The following is a 24,119-nucleotide window of genomic DNA, read 5'->3' as shown; positions in this document are numbered from 1 at the left end:
TCACCATGGCTCTGGCACTGGACGGAGGCAGCCCCGTACGCATGCGGGAGTTCCCGGCCTGGCCCCAGCACGACGACACCGAGCGCCAGGCCCTCCTCCGCGCCGTCGACCAGGGCCAGTGGTGGCGTGTCGGTGGTGGGGAAGTGACCGCCTTCGAAGCCGAGTTCGGGGCCCTGCACGGCGGACCGGTGCTCGCGGTGACCAACGGCACCCACGCGCTGGAACTCGCCCTGGAGATGCTCGGCCTGGAACCTGGTGACGAGGTCGTCGTCCCCTCCTTCACGTTCGTCTCCACCTCCATCGCCGTCCAGCGCATGGGCGGGGTCCCGGTGCCGGTGGACGTCGACCCCGGCACCTACTGCATGGACCCCGCGGTGCTGGAGGACGCCCGCACCCCGCGGACACGGGTCGTCGTGCCGGTCCACATGGCCGGACACGTCGCCGACATGGACGCCATCACCGCCTGGGCCGCCCCCCACGGCATCGCGGTCCTCCAGGACGCCGCGGCACGCGCACGGCGCGGTCTGGAAGGGCCGGCGCATCGGCGACCACGGCACCTTCGCCGCGTTCAGCTTCCAGAACGGCAAGCTGATGACCGCCGGCGAGGGCGGAGCGCTGCTCCTGCCGTCGGAGGACCACTTCGCGGAGGCCTTCGCCCGGCATAGCTGCGGCCGGCCCATCGGCGACACCCACTACGAGCACCTCAGCGCCTCGTCCAACTACCGCATGACCGAGTTCGCCGCGGCCGTCCTGCGGGCCCAGCTCACCCGCCTCACCCGGCAGAACGAGCTGCGCGCGAGAGCCGCTGGAAGACGCTGGCCGCGCTGCTCGGCGAGATCCCCGGGACCGTGCCCCAGGGCCGCGACCCCCGGTGCGAGATCAACCCGCACTACATGGCCATGTTCACCCTGGACCCGCAGGTCCACCCCGGTCTCGACCGCGACCTCGTGGTCCGCGCGCTCGTCGCCGAGGGCCTGCCCGCGTTCGTCAACTACCCGCCCGTGTACCGCACCGAGGCGTTCCGGTCGGTGCCCGGCCCCGGCACCGAGGAGCTGGCGGAACGCAACCCGGTCGGCGAACTGCTGGGCCGGCGGGGCATCTGGCTGCACCACCGGGTGCTGCTGGGCACCGACGACGACTGCGCGGACGTCGCCGAGGCACTGTCGAAGGTGCTGACCGGCCTGACGGCCCAGCGGAACCCGGTGTGATGAGGGCGGCCGTCGTCGGGCTCGGCTGGGTGGCCCGCGAGGTATGGGTGCCGCGCCTGCTGCGGCACGACGCCTTCGAACTCGTCGCCGTGGTGGAGCCCGACGCCGGGGCACGGGAACGGGCCGGCGCCCTGCCCGACGGCGTCCGCGTGCACCACGGCCACGAGGAACTGGACGCGGCCGGCACCGACGTCGTGTTCGTGCTGACCCCCAACCACCTGCACGGCGCCGTGGCGGGATCGCTGCTGCGCCGGGGCGTAGACGTCTTCCTGGAGAAACCCACGGCGACCGAGGACTCCCACCTCGCGCTGCTGCGCGACGCCGCCGGGGCCGGGGGCGGCCGGCTCGTGCTGTCGACGGCCGCCCGCCACCGCGGTGACGTGGGCGAGCTGGCCCGGCTGGTGGACGGCGGCTTCCTCGGCACCCCCCGGCTGGCCGAGCTGAGCTGGGTCCGCTCCCGGGGCGTACCCGGAAGCGGCTGGTTCCGGCAGCGCCGGACGGCCGGCGGCGGGGTACTGGTCGACCTGGGCTGGCACCTCGTCGACGTACTGCACCATCTGTGGGGCCCGTCCGCGGTGCGCGACGCCACGGCCGTCGCCTCGTCCGACTTCCTCGGCCGGGCCGGCTCCGGCGCCGCCTGGCACCGGCCGGGGGCCGCCGAGCCGGCCGGCGGCGACGTCGAGGACCAACTGACCGCCCTGGTGGCCGCCGAGGACTACGCCGTCCAGCTCCGGCTGGCCTGGGCCTCCCACGCCCCCGTCGACACCACCCGGCTGGTCCTGCACGGCACCGAGGGCACCGCCGAACTCACCACGACGTTCGGGTTCAGCACCTGCCGGGTCGAGCGGCCCACCCTGACGCTGGCCCGCCGGGACGGCGTCACCGACGTGCCCCTGCCCGGCACCGGGGTCGGCGACGAGTACGACCGCCAGCTCGACGCGCTGCCGGAGGCGTTCGCCCGAACGGACGCGACCGCGGTCGCCCTGCGCGAGGCCACGGACGCGCTGGCGGTCGTGGACGCCTGCTACCGCGCCGCCGGCCTGCGCTGAACGCCGTCCACCGCCACGCACCAACCGAGTTCCCACCGGAGAAGATCGCCGTGACCAACCCCGTGAGTCCGACCGTGCCACCGCGGTACGAGCCGATGCGTGGCCTCGCCCTGTGGGGCGAGGAGGAGAAGGCCGCCGCGCTCGAGGTGCTGGAGAGCCGTTCGCTCTTCCGGTACTACGGCCCGGCGCTCCAGCACCGGGTGGCAGAGTTCGAACGGAGATTCGCGGCCGTCCACGAGGCGCCGTACGCCGTCGGCGTCTCCTCGGGCACCGCCGCCCTCACCTGCGCGCTGATCGGCATGGGGATGCCGGCGGGCGCCGAGGTGATCGTGCCCGCCGCCACCTTCGTCGGCTGCGTCAGCGCGGTCGTCGCGGCCCGCGGCGTACCGGTCTTCGCGGACATCGACGCGTCGCTCACCCTGGACCCCACGGCGTGGGAGTCGCTCGTCACCGAGCGCACCTTCGCCGTCATGCCCGTCCACCTCAACCACGCCGCCGCCGACATGGACCCCGTCCTGGCCGTGGCCCGCAGGCACGGCATCCGCGTCCTGGAGGACGCCGCCCAGGCCTGCGGCGTCAGCTACCGGGGTCGCCCGGCCGGCTCGCTCGGCGACGCCGGAGCCTTCAGCTTCCAGCTAGAGAAGAACATCACCGCGGGCGAGGGCGGTGCGGTCGTCACCGGCGACCCGCTCATCCACGACCGCGTCGCCCGCTACCAGGACCAGGGCGGCCAGTTCTTCACCTCCCGCGGCGGCGAGCGGGGCGGCACGGAGGGCGGCCCCTTCCTGGGCGCCAACCTGCGCATGACCGAGATCGCCGGCGCCCTGCTGTCGGTCCAGCTCGACCGGCTGCCCGGCATGCTCACGCGGCTGCGCGACATCGCCCGCACGGTCCGCAAGGAACTGTCCGGGCTCGACGTGACCTGGCGGACGCTGCCCGACGAGGAGGGCAGCGGAGGCGACCTGACGCTGCTGGCCGAGGACCGGATGGCGGCCCGCCGGCTGGTGACCCGGCTCACCGCGGCCGGCGTCCCGGCCGCCACCCTCTACCAGGGCCGGACGGTCTACCAGAACCCGGCCGTGCACGCCGGCCGCACCGCCTGGGGCACCGAGTGGACACCGCCCGCCCGGCTGCGCGCCAGCGAGGCCCTCCTCGGCCGCTCGGTGACCGTCGGGCTGGGCGCGACGATGACGGACGACGACGTCACCCACGTCATCGACAGCCTGCGGGCGGCCCTGACCGCGGGCGCCGCCGGGAGCGCCCGGTGAGCGGCGCCCGGCCGGTCCGGACCGTCGTCCTGGACCTGGACGGTGTCCTCATCGACAGCATCCACGTCATGCGCAAGGCGTTCCAGCGGGCGTACGAACTCGTCGTCGGCGCCGGACAGGCGCCGTTCGAGGAGTATCTGCGGCATCTGGGCCGGCACATGCCGGACACCCTCGCGATCATGGGGCTGCCCGCCACGATGTACGAGCCGTTCGTGATCGAGAGCCGCAAACTCGTGCACGAGATACCCGCGTGTCCCGGCGCCGCCGACCTGCTCCGCGCGCTGCGCCGCGCCGGGGTGCCCACCGCCGTCGCCACCGGCAAGACCCACAGCCGGGCCGTGGAGGCGCTCGCCGCCACCGGCCTGCTGGAACTGCTGGACGCGGTCTGCGGCAGCGACGAGGTCGCGCACGGCAAACCCGCCCCGGACATCGTGCTGCTCGCCCTGGACAAGCTCGGCGCCGGCCCGGACGGCGCCGTCATGGTGGGGGACTCCGCCCTCGACCTGGAAGCCGGGCGCCGCGCCGGAGTGGGCACCGCGGCCGGCCTGTGGGGCCAGGGCGGCCGGCAGGAACTCCTCGCCCACACCCCGGACCTGGTCGCCGGGTCATGTACGGAACTGAGAGAACTGCTCCTCGCGGGCAGGGAAGGTGCAGCGTGACCGCTTCCCCCACCGCCCCGGCGGACATCCTGCTGCTCAACGGCCCCAACCTGGGCACGCTCGGCAGGCGCCAGCCGGAGATCTACGGCAGCACCACCCTGGCCCAGGTCGAGGAGGCCGTGGCCCGGCGGCTGCGCCCGCACGGCTTCGGGCTCCGCGCCGAACAGCACGACTGCGAGGGCGAACTGATCCGCGCCCTGGACCGGCACCGCGACACGGCCGCCGCCATCGTCAACCCGGGCGCACTGATGATCGCCGGCTGGAGCCTGCGGGACGCGCTGGCCGATTATCCGGCTCCCTGGGCCGAGGTGCACATCTCCAACGTGTGGGCGCGGGAGGAGTTCCGGCACAACTCCGTGGTCTCGCCCCTGGCCGTCGGCGTGATCGCCGGCTTCGGCGTCCACGGCTACGAACTGGCGGCCGACGCCCTGGTGCACCGGCTGCGCCGAGGCGCCGCAGGAGCCACCGGATGACCAGCACCGCCCTCGGCGGCCCTGCCGCCCCGGACGACGGACCGCCCCCCGCCGATCTCGCGGACCACCTGTTCCGGCATCCGCACGACCCGCACCGCCCCCTCGTCGGTGACCTGACCGCCGACGAGACCCGGCGGCGGGTCGGCGAACACGCTCGGACCCTGCGCGAACAGGGGGTACGGCCCGGGGAGGCCGTCGGCCTGCACGGGCCCAACGACCCGGACTGGGTCCTCGCCCTGCTCGCCCTCGTCCGGGCCGGCGCGCGCCCGCTGCTGCTGCCCGCAGAGTCCCCGCCGGGCGAGATCCGCCGGCTGCTCGGCCTCGCGGGCGCGACCCGGCACCTGGACGCGGCGCGCCCCGGAGCGGAGCTGGTCACGGACGGTACGCCCGGGGCGGCCCCGCCGGGCCGCGGCGTGCCGGGCACCGTCCTGCTCACCTCCTCCGGCTCGACCGGCGCGCCCAAGGTCGTGGCGCGCTCCCAGCGTTCCCTGCTCGACGAGGGGTACCGGTACCGCCGGGCCGGGCTCGTCCGGCCCGACGACACCGTCCTGGCGCCGGTCCCGCTGAGCCACGCCTACGCCCTGGGCTGGCTCGCCGGGGCCCTGGTGGCCGGGGCACGCGTCCTGCCGGTGCCCGCGCGCGCCGTGGGCGCCGTCCACGCCCGGCTGCTGGAGGGGGCGACCGTCCTGCTGGCGGTGCCCGGACTGGCCCGTGTGTGGGCCCGGCGCCGGGCCCTGACCGAGGACGCCCCCTATCCGGCGCTGCGCCTGGTGATGGCCGGGGCCGGCTATGTGGACGACGAGCTGGACGCCCTGTGGACACGCGCCCTCGGCATCGGGGTCTCGCGCAACTACGGCTCCACGGAGACCGGCGCGGTGCTGTGGGGCCACAGCGGGCTGCCGTCGGGCGCGCTCGACCGGGAGATGCCCGGCGTCCGCGTGGACCTGCTCGGCCCGGACGGCGAACGGCTGACGGGAGCGGGCCGGGGCGAGCTGGCGGTGCTGCTGGAGGACGGCACCCGTCATCCGATGCACGACGTGGCGGAACGCGACGACCGGGGGGCGTACCGCGTCCTGGGCCGCAAGCACCGCGGTGTCGTCCGCCGCGGCGCCCGCTGGGTGTCCACTCTTGAAGTGGAGTCCGTGCTGCGGCAGGCGCCCGGCGTCGCCGACGTGCGGGTCATGGCCACCGGGGCGGAGGACTCCGACGACCGGGGCCTGGTCGCCGAGTACGTCGCGGCGGACGACACCCTCGCGGGCCCGGACCGGGTCATGGCGTTCGCGCGGTCCGCGCTGGCCTCGTACAAGGTGCCCGACCGGTTCGAGCACCGCTACCGGCTGCGCCGTTCGGCCCTCGGCAAGGCCCAGGCCGACCCCGTCCACCACCTCCGCCCCGCCGGCCGCCCCCGCACCGGCCCGGCGGCCGTGGTGGCCGGCGCGCTGTCCGCGCTCGGGCTGACCGGGCCGCTCACCGAGGGCGCCACGGCGGCCGGCCTCGCACGCGACCACGGGCTGCGGGCCGACGTACTGCCCCTGCTGCTGGACACGGCCTGCGCCCTGGGCGTGCTCGGCACCGAGCCACCCACCGGACACCCCGCTCCCGCCGACGCGGATGCCGACGCCGCTGCGGACGCCCACGCCGTCCCGGACGCCCGAGCCGACGCCGTCGCCGGCCCGCCGTCGTCCGAGGTCCTCGCCCTGGCGGAGCTGGTACGCCGGGGCCCTGCGGCGGCCCCCGCCACCGGCGCGCCCCTCCCCACCGAGGTACGAGCACGGGTGGACGGGCTGCTGACCGCGGCGGCCGGTGCGGGGCGGGCACGGGAGTCCGGTGACGGGTCCGGGTGGGACGGCGACGGCGACGACGAGCCCCTGGCGGACGCCGACCGGCCGGCCGCGTGCCTGGTCACGGGGGTGCACGGCCCGTCCGTCCGGCTCGGCCGGCTGGCGGCACTGCTGCGGCCCGGGGGGCTGCTCGTCGTGGCCGACACGTTCGTCGCGGACCCCCGCGTCCTGCCGGACGAGCACAGCCGCACCACGGTCGTCGACTGGCTCGTCCACGGCCACCTGCGCCGGTGGACGCCGCAGGAGATGCAGGCGGCCCTGGAAGCGGTCGGCCTGGTCTGGGAGGCGACGGAAGCCGTTCCCGGCACCGCCCACACCCTGGTGACGGCCAGGAAACCCGCATGAGCCCCACGACACCCGGGATCCCGCCGGCCGCCGCGGGCTCGCACACCGGGGCAGGCGACGGCGCGCGGAGGCCGGAGAGCGGACGGCGGGCCGCATGACACCCGAGCGCGTGAGCGTGGTCGTCCCGACCCGCGACAAGGCCGGCAGTCTGCGGCTGACGCTGGCCTGCCTGGCGGACCAGAGCTGTCCGGTGCCGGTGGACGTGGTCGTCGTCAACGACGCCGCGCCACCGCGGGACGGGACGCCGGACGCGACGGAGCGGGTCGTCGCGGAAGCCGCCGGCCGGCCGTCCCTCCCCGTGCGCGCCGTACGCGGCCCCGGCCGGGGCCGGGCGGCGGCCCGCAACGCCGGCGCCGCGGTCGCGGTGGGCGATCTGCTGCTCTTCCTGGACGACGACATCCTGCTGCCGCCCACCGCGGTGGCCGCGCACGTCGCCGCCCACCACCGGGACGCGGACGCCTGCGTGCACGGCCCGGTACGGGACCTCCCCGGTGCGCGCCGGCTGCTGGCGAGCACCGAACCCGGGGTGCGGCGGGCCCCGTACGAGGCCGTGGCCGCGGGCCGGTTCGGCCGTACGGTGGTGACGGCCCTGGAGCGGCTCGTCGCGGCCATGGCCGAGGGCCGAGCACCGGCGGTGGCGCCCTGGCTCGTGTGCATCGGCGCCAACACCTCGATGCCGCGGGCCCTGTGGCGGCGGTCGGGCGGCTACGACGAGGGGTTCGGCACCACCTGGGGGTGCGAGGATCTGGAACTGGGCCGCCGGCTGTGGTCCCTCGGCACGCGCATGCGCCTCGCACCGGACGCTCCGGGCGTGCATCTGACCCATGAGCGGCCCGACCGCTGGGAGCAGCACGCCCGGACCCTCGCCCGGTTCACCGACAAGCACCCCGAGCCCGCGGTCCGGGCCCTGGCGGCACTGCTCGGCCCCTCGGGGACCCCGGACCGCTATCTCGAAGCTCTTCGCACGCTGGAAGGAAGCACCCCCTCATGAGCGCTCCCGGCCGATCGGCCGCCGTGTCCCCCGGCGGCGTCCGGATGCCGGAGCGCGGTGCCCTGCCGGCCTCCTCGCGGCAGGACTGGTGCTGGCACTGGACACGCAGCCACACCGGGGACTCCACCCCGCTGGAGTCCCCGGAGGTCCTGCTGCTGCGGGGGCGCCTCGACACCGGGGCCCTGCGGGAGGCGCTGGCCGAGGTGGAGACCCGGCACGAGGCGCTGCGGCTGCACCTGGCCGGCGACGCGGGTCCCGGCGCGGACGCCACCTGGCCCGGCCAGCGGCTGCGGTCAGCCCCGGGCGCCCTGCATGTCGTACCGGCCGGCGCGGACGGCGTACGGGCCGGGGTGCGGCGCACGCTGGCGCGGCGGCTGGACCTGACGGACCGCATGGCCCGTACGACGCTGCTGCGGTCGCCCGACGGGGAGCACGTCCTGGTGGCGCAGTTCCACCACCTCGTCGTGGACGGCACCAGCCACGACGTGTTCCGCCGGGACCTCGCCGCCGCCTACGCCGCCCGGACCGGCGCCGAGCGGCACGCCCCGGCCGGCCGGCCCGCCCCGTTCGGCTACGTGGACCTGATCCGCCGGGAGCAGTCCGAGCCGTCCCGCGCGGACCGCCGGGCCCGGGCCGCCGCCCTCGCGCGGACCCTGGCGGCCCACGGCGCGCGGGAGCCGCTGCCCGCCCGGCCGGGCGCGGAGGTGTCCGACCGGGCACGGTTCGCCGGCGTACCGCTGGCACTGTCCGCCGGGCACACCGAGGGCCTGCTCGGGTGGTGCCGCGAGCAGCGGACCACGCCGCACAACACGCTGCTGGCCCTGCTGGCGCGGGCGGTGGCCGACGAGTACGGCCGGGACCGGCTGGTGGCGTCCGTGTACATGCACGGCCGTACGACCCCCGAGGCGCGCCACGCGGTCGGCCTGCTGTGCAACGTGGTGCCCGTGCCGCTGGACCTCGGCGACCGGGACCTGCCCGGTCTGGCCCGGCACGTGGGCGGGGCGGTGCTGGACGCCTGGGACCGTGTCGACCTTCCGCTCGGTGCCGTGGTGGGCCACACGGACGGGGAGGGTGCCGGGACGGAGGCGGTCTACCGCACCGCCCTGTCGCACTTGGAGTTCCGGATGACGGGCGGGGCGGGGCGCGCCGGCCGCGCGGGCGCGGTGCCGCCGTTCGGGCCGGAACTCTCGGCGGAGAATCTGACGTACGAACCGCCGGACCACGGACTGCGTTTCACCGGCCGGCGCCAGGCACTCCAGTGCGCGCGGAGTCTGTACGCCGCTGTGGAGATGGCGGGCGGCGAAATCACCGGTTCCCTCTGGTACGACGAGCAATACCACCACGCGGTACGTCTCGCGCGGGTGGCCGGCGCATTCCGCACGGCCGCCCAACAGCTCCTCGCCGCCTGAACCTTTTCGGCCGCCGACTCCGGTCAGAACCACTTCGTTGTCCTGAAATGGCCTTTACCTCAAGGGCGTTGACTCCCTTCGGGCCCGATGCGAGGATTCCCCCGGGCCGTCGTCCACGGCCGGTCCCGACCCCTCACGGATTGGAGATGGATATGACGAAGGTCAACTCCGTCAGCGCCACGCTCGCGGACATCGAGAAGCTCAAGAAGCAGGTCGCCGCCAAGTGAGGCGGTAGCCACACGACATGTGCCGCCCGGAGACTGTTCTCCGGGCGGCACGTCCGTTGCCGGAGGTGGGGGGCATGCACCAGGAGACGCTGACGGCGCACCAGTCGCGGATGTGGGAAGCGGAACGCGTGGTGCGGGGATACCCCGTCCTGCACACGGGTATCGCGCTCCGGGTGCGCGGTGACGTGGACCCGGACCGGCTGAGCCGTGCCGTCGAGCGGGCCTTCGCCCGCCACGAAGTGCTCCGCACCGGGTTCCGCGCCGAGGGCGAGACACTGCACACCGGGCCGGCCCCCCACCACCGGGTCCGCGTGCTGCGCCACCCGGAACTGTCCTTCGCCGACGCCGATCTGCCCGCTCTGCGGCAGCGCGTGGAGGAACTCTCCGGGGAGGTCTTCCCGTTCACCGGTGAGGCACCGGCCCGAGCGCGTCTTCTGCTGATGGCCGATGGCCAGGCGCTGCTCCTGCTGTATTTCCACCGCCTGGTGATGGATCTGTATTCCCTGCACCAGGTGGTCGCCGACATCGCAGAGGCCTGGCGCACCGAAAGGCCGCTGCCGCCCGCTCGGCGGTATTCCGAGCTGGTCGGGATGCGGGTGCGCCGGCGCGCGGACGACCTGGAATTCTGGCGCGCGGAATTGTCCGCCTGCCCCACTGTCCGGCTGGGGGACGCGCGCCCCGAGGACGACTGGACACCCCGGGGCGCGGAAGTGCGCCGCACCCTGGACGCCGGGTTCGCCGCGACGGTACGGGCCCACGCCCGCGCGGCCCGCTGCACCCCGGTCGTCCGGATCATCGCCGCGGCGGCCGGGACGGCACTGGCCCTGTCCGGCGCGCGGGACCTGGTGGTCGCCACCATGGCGGCCCACCGGATGGACTCCGACGCGGTCGGCCCGCTGGCCCAGGCACTGCTGATCCGGGTGGGCGCCGCGGCACCGCACGGAGCGGACGGCGTCCTCGCCCAGGTCCGCCGGGGCCTGCGGGAGGGCATGGCCCACCAGGGCGTGGAGTTCGAGGAGATCGCCGCGATGCTGGCGGCGGAGATGGGGGTCGGCCGGGACCGCGTGGCCCCCCTGACGGTCGGGGTGAGCCCACGCTCCCACACGGTGTCCGCCGGATCACTGTCCCTCACGGAATTCGACCCGTACCCCGACGACGCCCAGATCCTCGTCGGCTGCGGCCAACTGGACGTCGACGTAAGGCTCGACGACGAGGAGCCGTGCCTGCTGGTGCAGTACGACCGGGAGAGCTACAGCCCCGAGTGGTGCGAGGCGTTCACGGACGCGCTGCTGAGAGAACTGCGGCAGCCGCCCGCCGGCCGTCCCTGACAGTTCATCAAGAGCCGTTGGCGGCGCGCGCGATGAACTCCCGGCCGGAGCGCACGACGTCGGCCAGCCGGGCCTCGTTGAGCAGCGCGGTCATGAGGTGGACGTCCAGGTCCTCCACCTCCGGCAGGGCCCGGGCCGTGGCGGTGGCGATCCGCGCCGCGTCGATGGACTCCCCGCCGAGGTCGTAGAAGTTGCTGTCGTCGTCCGGCAGTACACCGAACGTCGCGTGCCAGGCCTCCGCGAGACGGGACGCGAGGGCGTCCGCCGCGTCGTCGGCGCCTTCCGGGAGCGGTTGCACGTCTGCCATGGCCAGCAACATAGCCCACGGCGTCCAGGGCCGTCCCTTCCCGCCGGGGACCCGGCCACCTAGGGTGGTCGCCGTGACGTGGGAGACGGGCGGGAACCCGCCCCGGGGGAGCTGAGGAGGGCGGAACATGGCGGTCTCGTTCGCGGAGCGCTTCTCACTCCTGCGTGAGCGCGATCCCCGGCTGCTGTTCCTCGCCCAGGCCACCTCGGTGCTCGGCAGCAGCATGATGCCGGTCGCCCTGGCGTTCGCCATCCTCGGCACCGGGGGCGGCACCGACGAGATCGGCTGGGTGATGGGCGCGCAGACCGCGCCGCTCATCGTGTTCCTGCTCCTCGGCGGAACCCTGGCGGACCGGTGGGGGCGCCGCGCCACCATGATCGGCAGCGACCTGGTACGGGCCGCGCTGGACGCCGCCGTGGTGATCCTGCTGCTGACCACCCAGCTCCCGCTCGCCGGCTTCGTGCTCTTCGTCGTCCTGCGCTCCGTCGCCGCGTCCTTCTTCCTCCCCGCGCTCTACGGCTTCATTCCCGAGGTCGTCCCCGGCGCGCGGCTCCAGGAGGCCAACGCGCTCAACACCACGCTGAACTCGGTCGGTTCGCTGGCCGGCCCGGCCCTCGCGGGCCTGCTGGTCACGGTGACCGAACCGCACTGGGTGATCACGATCGACGCCGCCACCTTCGTGGTCAGCGCCCTGCTGCTGCTCGCCGTCCGGGCGCGGCCCACGACGGCGGACGCGGAGGACGGGCAGGCGACGCCCGTGCACCACCAGCTCCTCCAGGGCTGGCGGGAGTTCAGCTCCCGCACCTGGCTGTGGTCCCTGCTGGTGTACACGTCGCTGTCCACCGCGCTGGTGCTGTGCCCGGCGATGGTGCTCGGCGTGTCCCTGGTGGGCGCCCGCCACGGCGCCTCCCAGTGGGGTCTGGTGCTGGCCGCGGAGGGCGCGGGGGCCGTGCTCGGCGGGCTCGTCGCCATGCGCCTGTCCTTCGCCCGGCCGCTGCTGGCCTCGGTGTTCTGCACCTTCGGGCTGGGGGTGTTCGCCGCGCTGATGGCCCTGCACGTGCCGGTCCCCCTGCTGATGGCGGGCGCGGCCCTGTCCGGCGGTGGCTTCGCGCTGTTGCACGTGCTGTGGACCAGCAGCCTCCAGACCCAGGTCCCCGCGGACGCCCTCTCCCGGGTGAGCGCCTACGACGGGGTGGCCACGGTCAGCTCCATGACGCTCGGGTACTGGTGGGCCGGCCCGGTGGCGGACCGGACCGGGCCGGAGGCGGTGCTGTGGTGCGGCGTGGCGTGGATCGTGCTGAGCGCCGCGGTCATGTCCGGCGTCCCCGACCTGCGCCGGGTCGTACCGGTCCCCGGCGCGAGGGAGCACGGGGGAGTGGGCGCCCCGGCGGGCACCGAACCGTCCGGGACGTGACGCGTCCGCCGGGTGTCCGGTGTCAGAGGACCAGCAGCAGCGTGGCCACCGTGGTCAGGCCGGCGCAGACGGCCAGTGTCATGGCCAGGCAGCGCCGCCGCAGCTCCCCGTAGCGCTGCTCGTACTCGGCGCGCAGCGACATGCACCGGGCCGCGACGCGTTCGAGGTCCGCGCGGGCCCGGCGCAGGCTGTCGGCGGCGTACCGCCGCTCGATCTCCTCACGCTGCGCCGTCGTCAGCCACTCCAGGGACCCGGTGAACTCCCGCGCCCGCCGCTCGGCCTCGGCGACCCTGGCCTGCCACAGCAGGTACCCCTCCACCTCGTTGCCGAGGTCGCCGCCGGTGCCCGCCCCCTGCTTCGGCAGTCCGTTCACCCGTGACCCCGGTCGGTCGTCGCGGGGTACCCGGCGCTCTCGTGCTCCGACAACGCGATGTCGGGGTGGTGCAGGTCGAACGCCGGGGACTCGCTGCGGATCCGGGGCAGGGTGACGAAGTTGTGCCGCGGCGGCGGGCAGGAGGTCGCCCACTCCAGCGAGCGGCCGTAGCCCCACGGGTCGTCCACGCCGACCGGCTTGCCGTACTTGGCCGTCTTCCACACGTTGTACAGGAACGGCAGCATCGACAGGCCCAGCAGGAACGCGCTGATCGTCGAGACCGTGTTCAGGGCGGTGAAGCCGTCGGCCGCCAGGTAGTCGGCGTACCGGCGCGGCATGCCCTCGGCGCCCAGCCAGTGCTGGACCAGGAAGGTGCCGTGGAAGCCGACGAACAGCGTCCAGAAGCACATCTTGCCCAGGCGTTCGTCCAGCATCTTGCCGGTGAACTTCGGCCACCAGAAGTGGAAGCCGGTGAACATGGCGAAGACGACCGTGCCGAACACGACGTAGTGGAAGTGCGCCACCACGAAGTACGAGTCGGAGACGTGGAAGTCCATCGGCGGCGAGGCCAGGATGATGCCGGTCAGGCCGCCGAAGAGGAACGTGACGAGGAAGCCCGTCGCCCACAGCATCGGCGTCTCGAAGGAGAGACTCCCCTTCCACATCGTGCCGATCCAGTTGAAGAACTTCACCCCGGTCGGGACGGCGATCAGGAAGGTCATGAACGAGAAGAACGGCAACAGCACCGCGCCGGTGACGAACATGTGGTGCGCCCACACCGTCACCGACAGACCCGCGATCGCGATGGTGGCCGCCACCAGCCCCATGTAGCCGAAGATCGGCTTGCGGCTGAACACGGGGATGACCTCGGTGACGATGCCGAAGAACGGCAGGGCGATGATGTACACCTCCGGATGGCCGAAGAACCAGAAGAGGTGCTGCCACAGCAGCGGGCCGCCGTTGGCCGCGTCGAAGACGTGGGCACCGAACTTGCGGTCCGCCTCCAGGGCGAACAGGGCGGCGGCCAGCACCGGGAAGGCCAGCAGGACCAGGACGCCGGTCAGGAGCACGTTCCAGGTGAAGATCGGCATGCGGAACATGGTCATGCCCGGGGCCCGCATGCAGATGATCGTGGTGATGAAGTTGACGGCGCCGAGGATGGTGCCGAAGCCGGAGAAGGCCAGACCCATGATCCACAGGTCGGCGCCGAGCCCGGGGGTGCGGACGGCGTCGGACAGCGGGGTGTAGGCGAACCAGCCGAAGTCGGCCGAGCCCTGTGGGGTGAGGAAGCCGCCGACCGCGATGGACGAGCCGAGCAGGTAGAGCCAGTAGGCGAACATGTTCAGCCGGGGGAACGCCACGTCGGGCGCGCCGATCTGGAGCGGCATGATCCAGTTCGTGAAGCCGGCGAACAGCGGGGTGGCGAACATCAGCAGCATCACGGTGCCGTGCATCGTGACGAACTGGTTGTACTGCTCCTTGGAGATGACCTGGAGGCCCGGGCGGGCCAGCTCGGCGCGCATGACCAGCGCCAGCAGGCCGCCGAACAGGAAGAACAAGAACGACGTCGACAGGTACAGCGTGCCGATCGTCTTGTGGTCGGTGGTCGTCAGCCACTTCACCACGACGTTGCCGGGCTGCTTGGGCCTGACCGGCAGCTCGTTCTCGTACGAGTCCTCAGCGGCCGCGGCTCCGTCCTGGGGTTCGTTGAGGATGCTCACAAGTCGTCTGTCTCCCGATGCTCGCCGTCCGCCCACGCCTTGGCGGCAGTCACCCGCCATCCTCGCCGTGCGAGCCCGGACCGGACGCCCTGGGCGCCTCGCGCTCGGCCGATCGGATGACGGATACACACGGATGGAGCAGCGGTGACGGCCGTGCGCCCGGGTCTTGTGGGGCAGGGATGCTCAGACGGGCCTGAGTATCCGTGCTCTGTCCGGTGACCGGGCGGGCCGCGAGGCTGGAATCATGCGACAGAGACCGCACACACCCGTTCGCCGGCTCCTGCCCCTCCTCGTGACGGCCGCGGCGGCGTCGGCCGCGTGGGCCGCCTGGCTGGGCTGGGACCGGAATCACGACGTGCGCGCCGACGGTACGACGACCGGGCCGTACGCGGTCTGGCAGGTGGCGGGGCTGGTGCTGACCCTGCTGCTGTCGGTGGGCCGGGCGGCGGCCCGTGGACATGTCGCGGGCGCGGTTCTCGGCACCACGGCCGGGCTGACCGCGGCCGCCTACCTCGACTGGTCGGACGACTCCACCGGCCTCTTCATGGTCGGCGTCACCCTGGTCATGCTGGGCAGCCTCGCGGGGACCGCCGTCGTGACCACCGCGGTCCGCGCCGTGCGGCGGGACGAGGGCCACCCGGCGGCCTGAAGCCGTCGGCCGGCACCGACGTCCGCTGATCGGGGACGAGTTGTCGGCCCGGCCGGGCCCGCCCCTCAGCGCTCCCAGTTGGCCTGGGCGAGCGCCAGCATGTGCGGGGCCGACAGGGCGTTGCCCGGATCGGAAGCGGTGGTCAGCAACCAGCTCGCCGCGCCCGCGGGTTCGCCCGGCGGGACGACCAGCAGCTCCCGGCGCCCCAGGGGACCGCAGTCCAGGGTGATGGTGTGCGCCTCGATGTCGACGGCCGACAGGAACACCTCGATGACATGGCCGGGCGCCGGCACCGTACGCGGGACGTCGGGCCAGGCGGCGGTGTCCACGGTGACGCCGACGACCGTGCCGAGTCGGTGTCCCAACGCGCCGAGCAGTGAGGGAAGTTCGAGTTCGAGCGCGTCACAGCGGGGCCACCAGGCGCCGTGCAGCGGGCCGTGGCCGGCGTCGGGGGTGAGACTCAGCCGGGGGAGAGGCATCCGGTACGTGTTCGCCCCGCCCGGGAAACCGTCCGCGGCGGGCCAACCGTTCGTGTCCATACGTGCGATCCCGTCCCGGACGGCTCCGGCCGTCCGTTTTCCGTCGTACGCCGGGAACGGCACCGTCACGGTCGCCGCGCGACTTGCTTCCGGTGCCGACCAGCGTACGTCCGCCCGCGGCACGGAGCGAGAGCGGCCGACGGCGACCGCGACGGCTCGGGGGTCTCTAGCCCAGCGAGTGGTCGGCCCAGGGGAGGGTCGAGGGCTCGCCGTGGTCCTGGGGGGCGACGGGCGCCACCTCGTGGCAGGTGAAACCGAGCCGGGTCAGCGCCCGGCTCACCTCGGCGGCGGTGAAGTCGCGGCGGTCCTGCCGGGTGATGACCTGTCCGACCTGCTTGACCGGGTAGACCCGGCGGTCGATGGTCACGCAGCTACCGACGGCGGGTTCGGGCCGGATGCCCTCCATCGACTGCTCGACCTCGCTCTTGGTCAGGTCGAAGGGGAAACGGGCGATGACACAGCGCATGCTGCCTCCACGGGGAGCGGTCAGGGGATGACGGTGAGGACGCCCAGGGCGTAGCCCTGCTCGTCGACCACGGGGGAGACGTCCAGTGTGCGGACCCGCATGGCGGTCTCCGCGTCGCCCAGGGCCGAGACGGAAGAGGTGAACGGTCCGCGGTCGAGCGGTATGTCCCGCAGCCGGGCCCGGTCGCTGTACGAGGAGGCGGCGCGGTGGGCGGTGAGCTGGGCCCTGGTCACCAGCCCGGAGCAGCGGCCGTCGTCGTCCTGGAGGAGAAGGTGGCCGGCGCGGGCGCCGATGAGCACGGACAGGGCCACGTCGACGGTCATGTGGTCGTCGATCTGGAGGCCGGGGGCGTCCATGGCGTCACGGGCGATCAGCCCGGTGCCGCCGGCCGTCCGCACCGAGCGGGGTGCGGCGGCCGGGGACAGGGGAGTTTCCACGGGTGGGTTCAAGGGCTTCCCTTCCTCGGCGGAGCGCCTCTCGGACCCCGCCCGGGGTTCAGACGGTCAACGGGTCCTGCCGGAGCCGGGACGGCGGGTGCGCCTCGCCCGCCCGCCGCGGGCACGCCCGGCGGAACCCGCGCGCTCGGGGCGCTCGGCCGCCGGCGTGGCGAGGACGACGGGCACGCCGGAGGGGGTCCGGGCGCCGGTGATACGGCTCAGCTCGGGCTCGCCCGGGCGGACCTGGGTGGCGCGGGCGGTGATGCCGGCGTCGGCCATGAGGCGGTTCACCGTGCGCCGCTGGTGCGGCAGGACGAGCGTGACGACGGTGCCGGACTCGCCGGCCCGGGCGGTACGGCCGCCGCGGTGCAGGTAGTCCTTGTGGTCGCCGGGCGGGTCGAAGTTGACGACGAGATCGACGTTGTCGACGTGGATGCCGCGGGCGGCGACGTTGGTGGCGACCAGGACCGTGACGTGCCCGTCCCTGAACTGGTCCAGGGTGCGGGTCCGTTGGGGCTGGGACTTGCCGCCGTGCAGGGCCGAGGCCCGGACGCCGACCGACAGCAGGTGCCTGGCGAGACGTTCCGCCGCGTGCTTGGTGTCCAGGAACATGATCACGCGGCCGTCTCGGGCGGCGATCTCGGTGGCGGTGGTGTGCTTGTCGTCGTCGTGGACGTGCAGCAGGTGGTGCTCCATGGTGGTGACCGCGCCCGCCGACGGGTCGACGGAGTGCACCACGGGGTCGTGCAGGTAGCGCCGGACCAGCTTGTCGATGTTGCGGTCCAGCGTGGCCGAGAACAGCATCCGCTGGCCGTCGGGGCGCACCTGGTCGAGCAGGCCGGTGACCTGGGGCATGAAGCCCATGTCGGTCATCTGGTCGGCCTCGTCCAGGACGGTCACGGCCACGCGGTCCAGGCGGCAGTCACCGCGGTCGACGAGGTCCTTGAGCCGCCCGGGGGTCGCGACGACGACCTCGGCGCCGCCGCGCAGCGCGGCGGCCTGCCGGCCGATCGACATGCCGCCGACGACGGTGGCCGGCCGCAGGCGCAGCGCCCGCGCGTAGGGGGTGAGTGCATCGGTGACCTGCTGGGCCAGTTCCCGGGTGGGTACGAGGACGAGGCCGAGGGGCTGCCGGGGCTCGGCCCGCTGGCCGTACAGGCGGGCCAGCAGGGGCAGGCCGAAGGCGAGCGTCTTGCCGGAGCCGGTGCGTCCGCGGCCCAGGACGTCGCGGCCGGCCAGTGAGTTCGGCAGGGTCGCGGCCTGGATCGGGAAGGGAGCGGTGACGCCCTCGGCGAGGAGAGCGGCGAGGAGCGGCTCGGGCAGGTCGAGGTCGGCGAACGCCTCCACGGCCGGCAGCGGCTCGGTGAGGCTGACGGGGAGCGCGAACTCCGCGTGCGGCGCCCGCCTCGCCTGTGGGCTCGACCCCTGCGGGCTCGTCCTGCGCGAACGGAACCGGGCGGGATCGTTGCCGGTACGACGGGTCTGCTGGGCGCGGCTCACGCGGAACCCTCCTCGATGCGTGCGGCACGTATCGAGGAATTCGTTTCGGCGGTGCGGAACCGCGATGGAATTCGCAAGAACAAGCCGAAAGGGAGCCAAAAAGGCGAAGACAGAAAAGCGTGGGGAAAACGGGCTGGGGCCCGCGCCCAAGAGCGCGGGCCCCACCACGTGCAAATCGTCAGCGTCAGGCGGGAACGATGTTCTCGGCCTGCGGGCCCTTCTGGCCCTGCGTCACGTCGAAGGTCACCTTCTGGCCCTCCTGAAGCTCGCGGAAGCCGGAGGTGGCGATGTTCGAGTAGTGCGCGAACACGTCGGCGCCGCCGCCGTCCTGCTCGATGAAGCCGAAGCCCTTTTCCGCGTTGAACCACTTCACGGTGCCAGATGCCATATTAAATCTCCCTAGGGGCAGTGCCGGGATCCACACTGTGCAGAACCCGAGTCGCCGCGATGATCACCCCTCAAGGGGACCCGGAAAGGCCTGGGAATATTCACAGGCGTTCTCCGGCAATCAAAACTGCAACTGTTATCACGGTAACACAGGGAGCCCCTGGCGTCCCAGACTTTCCAGCATTCCGGTCCCGCCGACGGGTAATTCTGACGCCACGAGGCCGGAAAAACTCCTGGCATCCCGGACGTGATTCTGCACCGGCGGCGACAGATATTCGTCCGGGGCGGGACGGGGCGGGCGTGGCGCTCAGTGACCCCCGTCGTTCCCGCCACCGCCGCCCGGTCCGTGGCGCATCGTCTCGTTCAGCCGCAGGGCCTCCTCGAGCTGGTCCTCGAGGATGATGATGCGGCACGCGGCCTCGACGGGCGTGCCCTGATCGACCAGCTCGCGGGCGCGGGCGGCGATGCGTAGCTGGTAGCGGGAGTAGCGGCGGTGGCCGCCCTCCGAACGCAGCGGGGTGATGAGTTTGGCCTCCCCGATGGCCCGCAGGAAGGCGGGCGTGGTGCCGAGCATGTCGGCGGCGCGGCCCATCGTGTAGGCGGGGTAGTCGTCGTCGTCGAGGTTGCCGGCGGGTGTGTTCTCGGCGGGCATGGCACCTTCGTTTCGGGGGCGCGGGTCCGTCTGGCGCCCCGGTGGACACAACCCTAACGTCGACGCGGCCGGATATGTGGCGCTGCCCCGACAGATTTCCGACCGCCGTCATGCGCGCCCTCCGAAACCGCCCTGATCGGGCGCCGGCCGGGGATGCGCCACCGGAGTGATCCATCGCACGTCCGGCGTGGCGACTGGTCCGGACGGGGATGCCGGCGCCCTCGGCAACCGCCGTCGCCACCCGACGGCGCCGGCGTCCTCGGTGACCGCCGTCGCCGCCCGGTCTGCCGGGTCCGCCGGGTCCGCGGGTGCCGGGCCGGTTGCGTGGGCCGGACCCTGGTTACTCGCCGTTCAGGGGTTGGGAAAGCAGCCCCGACCGGGTTCTCCGGGCGGCCGTCCGGAGAACCCGGCTGCGTGGCCCGCCGTGGCACCCCCGGCTCTGCGTGGCCCGCCGTGGCATCCCGAACTTCGCGTGGGCCGCCGCGGTGCCCGGGTGGTCGCCGACGCCGCCGCGGCATCGCGCCGGCCACGGTGCGGACCGGGCCGCGCGGGCGGCGAGCGGGGCGTCAGGAGAATGCGGCGTCGGCCGCGTGCAGCTCCCCGAGCCGGGAGCCGTGCCAGTCCAGGACCAGGATGGTGGCGTCGTCGGCCAGGACGCCCCCGCACACGTCGTGCACCGAGTCGGCCAGCGCGCGCACGACCTCGCGGGGGTGCTCGCCATAGGTGTCCCGCAGCAGGGCCGCCATGTCGAGGGTGGCGGCCTCCCGTTCGCACATGCCGTCGGTGAACAGCAGCAGGCGGTCACCGGCGCGCAGGTCGATGTCCTGTGCCTCGTAACGGACCGGGAGCGGCACCCCGAACGGCAGGTTGATCCGCAGGGGGATCTCCTCCACCAGCCCGTCGCGCAGGCGCAGGGGCCACGGGTGCCCGGCGTTGACCAGCCGGCAGCGCCCGCTGTCCAGCTCGATGTGCAGTAGCTGCCCGGTGGTCATGCCGCGGCCGTGCGTCCGGATCGCCTGATGGGCGGCGTGGGCCTGCTCGGTGAGGCCGAGCCCGGCGCGCCGGGCGCCGCGCAGGGCGTTGACGGTGAGGGTGGCCAGCAGGGCGGAGGCGGTGTCGTGCCCCATGGCGTCGGTGATCGACAGGTGCAGCGCGTCGGCGTCGAGGGTGTAGTCGTAGGTGTCGCCTCCCACGTCGTCCGCCGGGAGGAGGCCGCCGGCGAGGGTGAACTGCGGGGCCTCGCAGCAGGCGGCCGAGGGCAGTAGCTGGTGCTGGATCTCCGCGGCCAGGCTCATGCCGGTGGTGCGTCTTCCCCAGTGGTACAGGTCGGTGAAGCGCCGGTCGGTGACCACGATGTACGCCAGCGCGTGCGCGGCCTTCCCGATCTCCTCCCGTACCTCGTCGTCCAGGCGGGGCACCGACAGCTCCAGCACCCCGATGCAGTCGCCCCGGTTCGACACCGGCGCGACGACGCGGAACCCCTCGTCGGCGTCGTACTCGTGGTGCAGGTGCTGGCTGCGCAGGACCTGGTCGTACACGCTGCCCCGCAGCCCGGCCCGCTGTGTGCCGTCGCGCAGGGACTCGCCGGCGCGGGGCAGCCGCACGGCCTCCCGCCCGATCAGGTCGACGAGCCAGAACGACACCGCTCGAACGCCGAACCGCTTCTCCAGGTTCCGGGCGACGACGTCGACCGATTCGGTCGGCGCCGCCTCCTCGGCGGCTCGCAGCACCTCGTCCAGACCCAAGCCCTCGTTCCCCACCAGGTCCACCTCCCTCCTTGCGGATGCCCCGACCCCGCTCGCGGCACGCCCGGGGCCATACCGGCGAGGGACGCCGACGCCGTCCGTGAGCGGCCCGCCGTCTCCCGGGGCGGCGCTCCGGACGCGTTCGACCAGGGCCGCCGCGGCGTGCCCGACGCGGAGCCGGTGGCGGACCACGGCGCGTGGTCCGCCGCACCGGGCCGAGGAGCCGAGCGTCACGACGGGCCGCGCGGCCCGCGGGAAAACGCGGTTGCCGTCGTGCCGCCGCTCGGTGAGGCTGCCCGGGTAGCCGGCGAGCCAGGCCCATGGGGGATACGGATGCTTACCGACGCCGAGATCGAGTCCTTCGTCGCGGACGGTTTCGTCCGCGTCCCGGGAGCCGTCCCGAGGGCGACGGTGGAGGAGTGCCGCGCGCAACTGTGGGCGGCGAGCGGCTGCTCACCCGACGACCCCCGGAGCTGGACCGAGCCGGTCGTGCGGATCGGCGCCATGGCCACCGCGGCGTTCCGCGAGGCGGCCAACGGCCCGGCGCTGCACGAGGCGTACGACCAGTTGGCGGGAGCGGGGCGCTGGCGTGCTCCGCTCGGGCTGGGCACCTTCCCGCTCCGCTTCCCGAGTGAGAAGGACCCCGGTGACGACGGCTGGCACCTGGACGCGGGCTGGACCTCGGAGACGGGCGAGTACCGGGTGAGCCTGCGTTCACGCGGACGCGCCTTGCTGATGCTGTTCCTCTTCTCCGACGTCGGTCCGGACGACGCACCCACCCGCATCCGGGCCGGCTCACACCTGGACCTGCCGCCGCGGCTGGCCGGCGCGGGCGAGGAGGGCCGGGCGTGGTTCCCGCTGTGCGCGGAGGCCGTTCCGGCCTCCGAGGGCCGCCGCGAGGTGGCCGCCACCGGAAGGGCCGGGGATGTGTTCCTGTGCCACCCGTTCCTCATCCACGCCGCCCAGCGGCACGGCGGGAGCACCCCGCGCCTTCTCGCTCAGCCGCCGCTGGAGCCGACGGGCCTGCTGGACCTCGACGGCCCGGAGCCGTCGCCCGTGGAGCGGGCCGTACTGGCGGGCCTGCGCCGGGCCTGAGGGCGCGAACGCGGGACGGCCACCCGCCACGGCGAGCGCGGTGATGTGCGCCCGGGGCGTGATCACCGCGGCTGCCACTCGTCCTCCGGCGGCCCGTCCTCACCGGGTGGCGGGCCGGGTGGCGGGCTGGAGCCGGAACGACAGGGCCTCCATCAGGCGCTTGTGCCGGGTCTTCTGCACGGCGGCGATCAGCCACCCGCCCGCGCTGTCGCGGTCGCGGACGACCGTGTAGGTGGCGAGTTTGCCCAGCCGCCCGGGCCGGCCCTTGCCGACATCACCGCGGGTGACGACGACGGCGGTGTCGGGGCCGTAGAAGCGGATGTCGGTGATGTCGAGGGTCAGCTCGGTGCCCTTGAGGAATCCGGTGAACAGCGCCTGGTGGGCGCGGCCGATCTCCCCGCCGCCGCGGTAGACGGTGCCGGCGAAGGTCACGTCGGACGCGTCCCGGGCGAAGCACCGGCCGTACGCGGTTCCGTCACCGCGGTTCCACGCCGCGCGGCTCTCTTCGAGGAGGTCACGGATCACGGCCGCATCGCTCTCACGGGTGGGGTCGGCAGGGGTGCGGATGTTCACTTCTTTGCCTCCGGTTCGCTGGAAGGTCCCCACGACGGGTCCCACGGGAACGCTGGCGACGCTCTCCCTGCTCTCCGTGATAACTTCACCGAGAATATCTGCTCAGAAGATGTATCTGCGCCAAGGAAGAGATTAGGGAGAGGAAGAGACCGTGTCAACGCCGCCCAAGCGCCCCGATGCCATGCGCCCCGATGCCGGCCAGGTCTACCGGCGCTACCTGAGCGCGGTCATGCTCCACGGCCACGCGAGCGCCAGAGCGTGCGAACTGGGTGCCACCGACCTGTACGCGCTGAACATCCTCCAGTTGTCCGGACCGATGTCCCCCGGCGAACTGGCCGAACGCACAGGCCTGACGACCGGCCCGACGACCCGGTTGATCGACAGGCTTGAGCAGGCCGGCTACGCCCGCCGCGCACCCGACCCCGGGGACCGGCGCAAGGTCGTCGTGCGGCCGGCCGGCGAACCGGCGGACCTGGACCGCGTCATGACGCCCGCGCGGCAGAAGGTCGGAGAGATCCTCGCCGATTACACGCCGGAGCAACTGGACACCCTCTTCGACTACTTCACCCGCGCCACCCGGGCCTATCAGGCCGCGACGGACGAACTGCGCGACACGAAGCCGAGCCGCTGAGGTCGGCCGATCGCCGATGTGCCCCCGGGATGCAGCATCATGAGGGGCATGACGCTGCATCAGCCCCCACGGCGAAGTCTCCGTGACTTCACCGGGGAAGCGGTCTGGGCCGACATGGTGGAGCGTTCCTTCGAGCGACGGCATCCGGCGGGCAGCGTCCTGCTGCGGCAGGGCGAGCCCGGTACGCACGTGCTCGCCGTCGTGACGGGCGTGGCCAAGGTCATCCGGCAGGAGCGGAACGGTGACCTGTCGCTCCTCGCCTTCCGCGGACCCGGTGAACTGCTGGGGGAGGTAGCCGTGTTGGACGACGGTGTCCGCTCGGCGAGCGTCGAGTCCATCTCCCGGTGCGTCGTGGGCGTCATGGGCAAGGCGGAGTTCCTCGCGTTCGTCGGCAGGCACGGCCTGTTCCCCGTGCTCGTGCGGTACGCCCTCACGCGATTGCGGGAGTCGGACGAGGCCCGGGGCGGCGGCGACGTCCGCACCCGGCTGGCCGCCGCGCTGGTGCACCTGATCGACATCTCGGGCAACCCTCACTCCGCCCACGGCCCGGGTGGCCCCGTGGAGCTGGCGCTGACCCGCCACGAGCTGGCCCAGCACCTGGGGACGTCCCGGAACACCGTCACCGCCGCCCTGAACGACCTGGCGCCCTGTGGTGTCCGCGTGGGACGGAAGCGAATCATCGTCGATGACCTGCCGGCTCTGCGGCTCACCGCCGACCGGGAGGCGTAGGGGAACAGCCGGTGGTAGATGTGGCGTCCGTCACGCCGCTTCCGCACTCCTCGGGCACACGGTCACCCTCCTTCCCGGCAGGCTCGAGGTCGTCCACGACGTA

Annotated in this window: 26 protein-coding genes and 2 pseudogenes; 17 read left to right on the top strand and 11 right to left on the bottom strand. The window is 73.7% G+C overall.

Annotation, left to right across the window (positions count from 1 at the left end; translation table 11 throughout):
* Positions 1 to 5 precede the first annotated feature (5 nt).
* The 12 genes and pseudogenes from D9753_RS39040 to D9753_RS16975 form a co-directional block, all read left to right on the top strand.
* A pseudogene (locus D9753_RS39040) lies at positions 6 to 497 on the top strand (DegT/DnrJ/EryC1/StrS family aminotransferase); the annotation flags it as partial.
* A gap of 43 nt (positions 498 to 540) precedes the next feature.
* Positions 541 to 747, top strand: a pseudogene (locus tag D9753_RS39035) (DegT/DnrJ/EryC1/StrS family aminotransferase); the annotation flags it as partial.
* A complete protein-coding gene (locus tag D9753_RS39030; protein ID WP_338058012.1) occupies positions 666 to 1,208 on the top strand; it encodes a DegT/DnrJ/EryC1/StrS family aminotransferase in 543 nt (180 codons plus the stop codon). The pseudogene D9753_RS39035 and the gene D9753_RS39030, both read left to right, overlap by 82 nt.
* Positions 1,208 to 2,257 carry a Gfo/Idh/MocA family protein gene (locus D9753_RS17010; protein WP_121787778.1) on the top strand — a complete coding sequence of 350 codons (1,050 nt, stop codon included), beginning with the start codon at positions 1,208 to 1,210 and terminating at the stop codon, positions 2,255 to 2,257. Before D9753_RS39030 ends, D9753_RS17010 begins: the two co-directional genes overlap by 1 nt.
* Before the next feature lie 50 nt (positions 2,258 to 2,307).
* Positions 2,308 to 3,525 (top strand): DegT/DnrJ/EryC1/StrS family aminotransferase, encoded by a 1,218-nt coding sequence (locus D9753_RS17005; protein ID WP_240468199.1) that lies wholly within the window; start codon positions 2,308 to 2,310, stop codon positions 3,523 to 3,525.
* A complete protein-coding gene (locus D9753_RS17000) occupies positions 3,522 to 4,184 on the top strand; it encodes an HAD-IA family hydrolase (RefSeq protein ID WP_121787777.1) in 663 nt (220 codons plus the stop codon). Before D9753_RS17005 ends, D9753_RS17000 begins: the two co-directional genes overlap by 4 nt.
* Positions 4,181 to 4,657: a type II 3-dehydroquinate dehydratase gene (locus tag D9753_RS16995; protein WP_240468198.1), complete on the top strand. Its 477-nt coding sequence runs from the start codon at positions 4,181 to 4,183 to the stop codon at positions 4,655 to 4,657. Before D9753_RS17000 ends, D9753_RS16995 begins: the two co-directional genes overlap by 4 nt.
* Entirely contained in the window at positions 4,654 to 6,843 is a 2,190-nt protein-coding gene (locus D9753_RS16990; protein WP_121787775.1) for a class I adenylate-forming enzyme family protein, read from the top strand. The genes D9753_RS16995 and D9753_RS16990 overlap by 4 nt, the downstream gene beginning before the upstream one ends.
* A gap of 94 nt (positions 6,844 to 6,937) precedes the next feature.
* Positions 6,938 to 7,834: a glycosyltransferase family 2 protein gene (locus D9753_RS16985; protein WP_121787774.1), complete on the top strand. Its 897-nt coding sequence runs from the start codon at positions 6,938 to 6,940 to the stop codon at positions 7,832 to 7,834.
* Positions 7,831 to 9,243 (top strand): condensation domain-containing protein, encoded by a 1,413-nt coding sequence (locus D9753_RS16980; RefSeq protein WP_240468197.1) that lies wholly within the window; start codon positions 7,831 to 7,833, stop codon positions 9,241 to 9,243. The genes D9753_RS16985 and D9753_RS16980 overlap by 4 nt, the downstream gene beginning before the upstream one ends.
* A gap of 68 nt (positions 9,244 to 9,311) precedes the next feature.
* Complete coding sequence (locus tag D9753_RS36580) at positions 9,312 to 9,470, top strand: hypothetical protein (protein ID WP_163010722.1); 159 nt, start codon at positions 9,312 to 9,314, stop codon at positions 9,468 to 9,470.
* Positions 9,471 to 9,544: 74 nt separating this feature from the next.
* Entirely contained in the window at positions 9,545 to 10,798 is a 1,254-nt protein-coding gene (locus D9753_RS16975) for a condensation domain-containing protein (protein ID WP_163010721.1), read from the top strand.
* A gap of 7 nt (positions 10,799 to 10,805) precedes the next feature.
* Here D9753_RS16975 and D9753_RS36575 read toward each other — a convergent pair whose 3' ends face one another.
* Entirely contained in the window at positions 10,806 to 11,105 is a 300-nt protein-coding gene (locus D9753_RS36575) for a phosphopantetheine-binding protein (RefSeq protein ID WP_163010720.1), read from the bottom strand.
* Between the two features lie 127 nt (positions 11,106 to 11,232).
* Here D9753_RS36575 and D9753_RS16965 point away from each other — a divergent pair, with 127 nt between their 5' ends.
* On the top strand, positions 11,233 to 12,519 hold the full coding sequence (locus tag D9753_RS16965; RefSeq protein ID WP_121787772.1) for an MFS transporter: 1,287 nt from the start codon (positions 11,233 to 11,235) through the stop codon (positions 12,517 to 12,519).
* A 22-nt stretch (positions 12,520 to 12,541) separates the two neighbouring features.
* Here the strand turns inward: D9753_RS16965 and D9753_RS16960 are convergent, their stop codons facing one another.
* Positions 12,542 to 12,892, bottom strand: a complete 351-nt coding sequence (locus tag D9753_RS16960; protein WP_205614179.1) for a cytochrome C oxidase subunit I — start codon at positions 12,890 to 12,892, stop codon at positions 12,542 to 12,544.
* Positions 12,889 to 14,613, bottom strand: a complete 1,725-nt coding sequence (gene ctaD, locus D9753_RS16955; RefSeq protein ID WP_121787771.1) for an aa3-type cytochrome oxidase subunit I — start codon at positions 14,611 to 14,613, stop codon at positions 12,889 to 12,891. The genes D9753_RS16960 and ctaD overlap by 4 nt, the downstream gene beginning before the upstream one ends.
* Positions 14,614 to 14,857: 244 nt before the next feature.
* Here ctaD and D9753_RS16950 point away from each other — a divergent pair, with 244 nt between their 5' ends.
* A complete protein-coding gene (locus D9753_RS16950; RefSeq protein ID WP_121787770.1) occupies positions 14,858 to 15,262 on the top strand; it encodes a hypothetical protein in 405 nt (134 codons plus the stop codon).
* Between the two features lie 65 nt (positions 15,263 to 15,327).
* On the opposite strand, the gene D9753_RS16945 is transcribed toward D9753_RS16950, so the two are convergent.
* The 7 genes from D9753_RS16945 to D9753_RS16915 form a co-directional block, all read right to left on the bottom strand.
* Positions 15,328 to 15,801 carry a DUF5994 family protein gene (locus tag D9753_RS16945; protein ID WP_240468196.1) on the bottom strand — a complete coding sequence of 158 codons (474 nt, stop codon included), beginning with the start codon at positions 15,799 to 15,801 and terminating at the stop codon, positions 15,328 to 15,330.
* A gap of 166 nt (positions 15,802 to 15,967) precedes the next feature.
* Positions 15,968 to 16,267 (bottom strand): SCO5918 family protein, encoded by a 300-nt coding sequence (locus D9753_RS16940; protein ID WP_121787769.1) that lies wholly within the window; start codon positions 16,265 to 16,267, stop codon positions 15,968 to 15,970.
* 20 nt (positions 16,268 to 16,287) lie between these two features.
* A complete protein-coding gene (locus tag D9753_RS16935) occupies positions 16,288 to 16,623 on the bottom strand; it encodes a CBS domain-containing protein (protein WP_163010946.1) in 336 nt (111 codons plus the stop codon).
* Positions 16,624 to 16,770: 147 nt separating this feature from the next.
* Positions 16,771 to 18,204, bottom strand: a complete 1,434-nt coding sequence (locus tag D9753_RS16930) for a DEAD/DEAH box helicase (RefSeq protein ID WP_121787767.1) — start codon at positions 18,202 to 18,204, stop codon at positions 16,771 to 16,773.
* A 184-nt stretch (positions 18,205 to 18,388) separates the two neighbouring features.
* On the bottom strand, positions 18,389 to 18,592 hold the full coding sequence (locus D9753_RS16925; protein WP_007383480.1) for a cold-shock protein: 204 nt from the start codon (positions 18,590 to 18,592) through the stop codon (positions 18,389 to 18,391).
* A 306-nt stretch (positions 18,593 to 18,898) separates the two neighbouring features.
* Complete coding sequence (locus D9753_RS16920; RefSeq protein ID WP_121787766.1) at positions 18,899 to 19,243, bottom strand: helix-turn-helix domain-containing protein; 345 nt, start codon at positions 19,241 to 19,243, stop codon at positions 18,899 to 18,901.
* 566 nt (positions 19,244 to 19,809) lie between these two features.
* A complete protein-coding gene (locus tag D9753_RS16915; RefSeq protein ID WP_394346716.1) occupies positions 19,810 to 21,012 on the bottom strand; it encodes a PP2C family protein-serine/threonine phosphatase in 1,203 nt (400 codons plus the stop codon).
* 309 nt (positions 21,013 to 21,321) lie between these two features.
* On the opposite strand from D9753_RS16915, the gene D9753_RS16910 reads away from it, so the two are divergent.
* The gene (locus tag D9753_RS16910; RefSeq protein WP_121787765.1) at positions 21,322 to 22,083 is read left to right on the top strand and encodes a phytanoyl-CoA dioxygenase family protein; all 762 of its coding nucleotides are present in this window, start codon (positions 21,322 to 21,324) and stop codon (positions 22,081 to 22,083) included.
* Positions 22,084 to 22,182: 99 nt separating this feature from the next.
* Here D9753_RS16910 and D9753_RS16905 read toward each other — a convergent pair whose 3' ends face one another.
* A complete protein-coding gene (locus D9753_RS16905) occupies positions 22,183 to 22,656 on the bottom strand; it encodes an SgcJ/EcaC family oxidoreductase (protein WP_240468195.1) in 474 nt (157 codons plus the stop codon).
* Positions 22,657 to 22,807: 151 nt separating this feature from the next.
* Here D9753_RS16905 and D9753_RS16900 point away from each other — a divergent pair, with 151 nt between their 5' ends.
* Both D9753_RS16900 and D9753_RS16895 read left to right on the top strand, forming a co-directional pair.
* Positions 22,808 to 23,287 carry a MarR family winged helix-turn-helix transcriptional regulator gene (locus D9753_RS16900; RefSeq protein WP_338057981.1) on the top strand — a complete coding sequence of 160 codons (480 nt, stop codon included), beginning with the start codon at positions 22,808 to 22,810 and terminating at the stop codon, positions 23,285 to 23,287.
* 48 nt (positions 23,288 to 23,335) lie between these two features.
* Positions 23,336 to 24,016, top strand: coding sequence for a Crp/Fnr family transcriptional regulator (locus D9753_RS16895; RefSeq protein ID WP_121787763.1), 681 nt, complete (start codon positions 23,336 to 23,338; stop codon positions 24,014 to 24,016).
* Positions 24,017 to 24,119: the final 103 nt, after the last annotated feature.

It is taken from the genome of Streptomyces dangxiongensis (assembly GCF_003675325.1).
Lineage (GTDB): Bacteria > Actinomycetota > Actinomycetes > Streptomycetales > Streptomycetaceae > Streptomyces > Streptomyces dangxiongensis.
The sequence above is the reverse complement of the archived record's forward strand: the minus strand, read 5'-3'. Positions and strand labels throughout refer to the sequence as shown.

Bases quoted from the DNA above. Each gene is read 5' to 3' on its own strand.
- D9753_RS17010 (WP_121787778.1), top strand. From the start codon at position 1,208: ATGAGGGCGGCCGTCGTCGGGCTCGGCTGGGTGGCCCGCGAGGTATGG.
- D9753_RS16990 (WP_121787775.1), top strand. From the start codon at position 4,654: ATGACCAGCACCGCCCTCGGCGGCCCTGCCGCCCCGGACGACGGACCG.
- D9753_RS16985 (WP_121787774.1), top strand. From the start codon at position 6,938: ATGACACCCGAGCGCGTGAGCGTGGTCGTCCCGACCCGCGACAAGGCC.
- D9753_RS16980 (WP_240468197.1), top strand. From the start codon at position 7,831: ATGAGCGCTCCCGGCCGATCGGCCGCCGTGTCCCCCGGCGGCGTCCGG.
- D9753_RS16975 (WP_163010721.1), top strand. From the start codon at position 9,545: ATGCACCAGGAGACGCTGACGGCGCACCAGTCGCGGATGTGGGAAGCG.
- D9753_RS36575 (WP_163010720.1), bottom strand. From the start codon at position 11,105: ATGGCAGACGTGCAACCGCTCCCGGAAGGCGCCGACGACGCGGCGGAC.
- D9753_RS16965 (WP_121787772.1), top strand. From the start codon at position 11,233: ATGGCGGTCTCGTTCGCGGAGCGCTTCTCACTCCTGCGTGAGCGCGAT.
- D9753_RS16950 (WP_121787770.1), top strand. From the start codon at position 14,858: ATGCGACAGAGACCGCACACACCCGTTCGCCGGCTCCTGCCCCTCCTC.
- D9753_RS16945 (WP_240468196.1), bottom strand. From the start codon at position 15,801: ATGGACACGAACGGTTGGCCCGCCGCGGACGGTTTCCCGGGCGGGGCG.
- D9753_RS16940 (WP_121787769.1), bottom strand. From the start codon at position 16,267: ATGCGCTGTGTCATCGCCCGTTTCCCCTTCGACCTGACCAAGAGCGAG.
- D9753_RS16935 (WP_163010946.1), bottom strand. From the start codon at position 16,623: ATGGACGCCCCCGGCCTCCAGATCGACGACCACATGACCGTCGACGTG.
- D9753_RS16925 (WP_007383480.1), bottom strand. From the start codon at position 18,592: ATGGCATCTGGCACCGTGAAGTGGTTCAACGCGGAAAAGGGCTTCGGC.
- D9753_RS16920 (WP_121787766.1), bottom strand. From the start codon at position 19,243: ATGCCCGCCGAGAACACACCCGCCGGCAACCTCGACGACGACGACTAC.
- D9753_RS16910 (WP_121787765.1), top strand. From the start codon at position 21,322: ATGCTTACCGACGCCGAGATCGAGTCCTTCGTCGCGGACGGTTTCGTC.
- D9753_RS16895 (WP_121787763.1), top strand. From the start codon at position 23,336: ATGACGCTGCATCAGCCCCCACGGCGAAGTCTCCGTGACTTCACCGGG.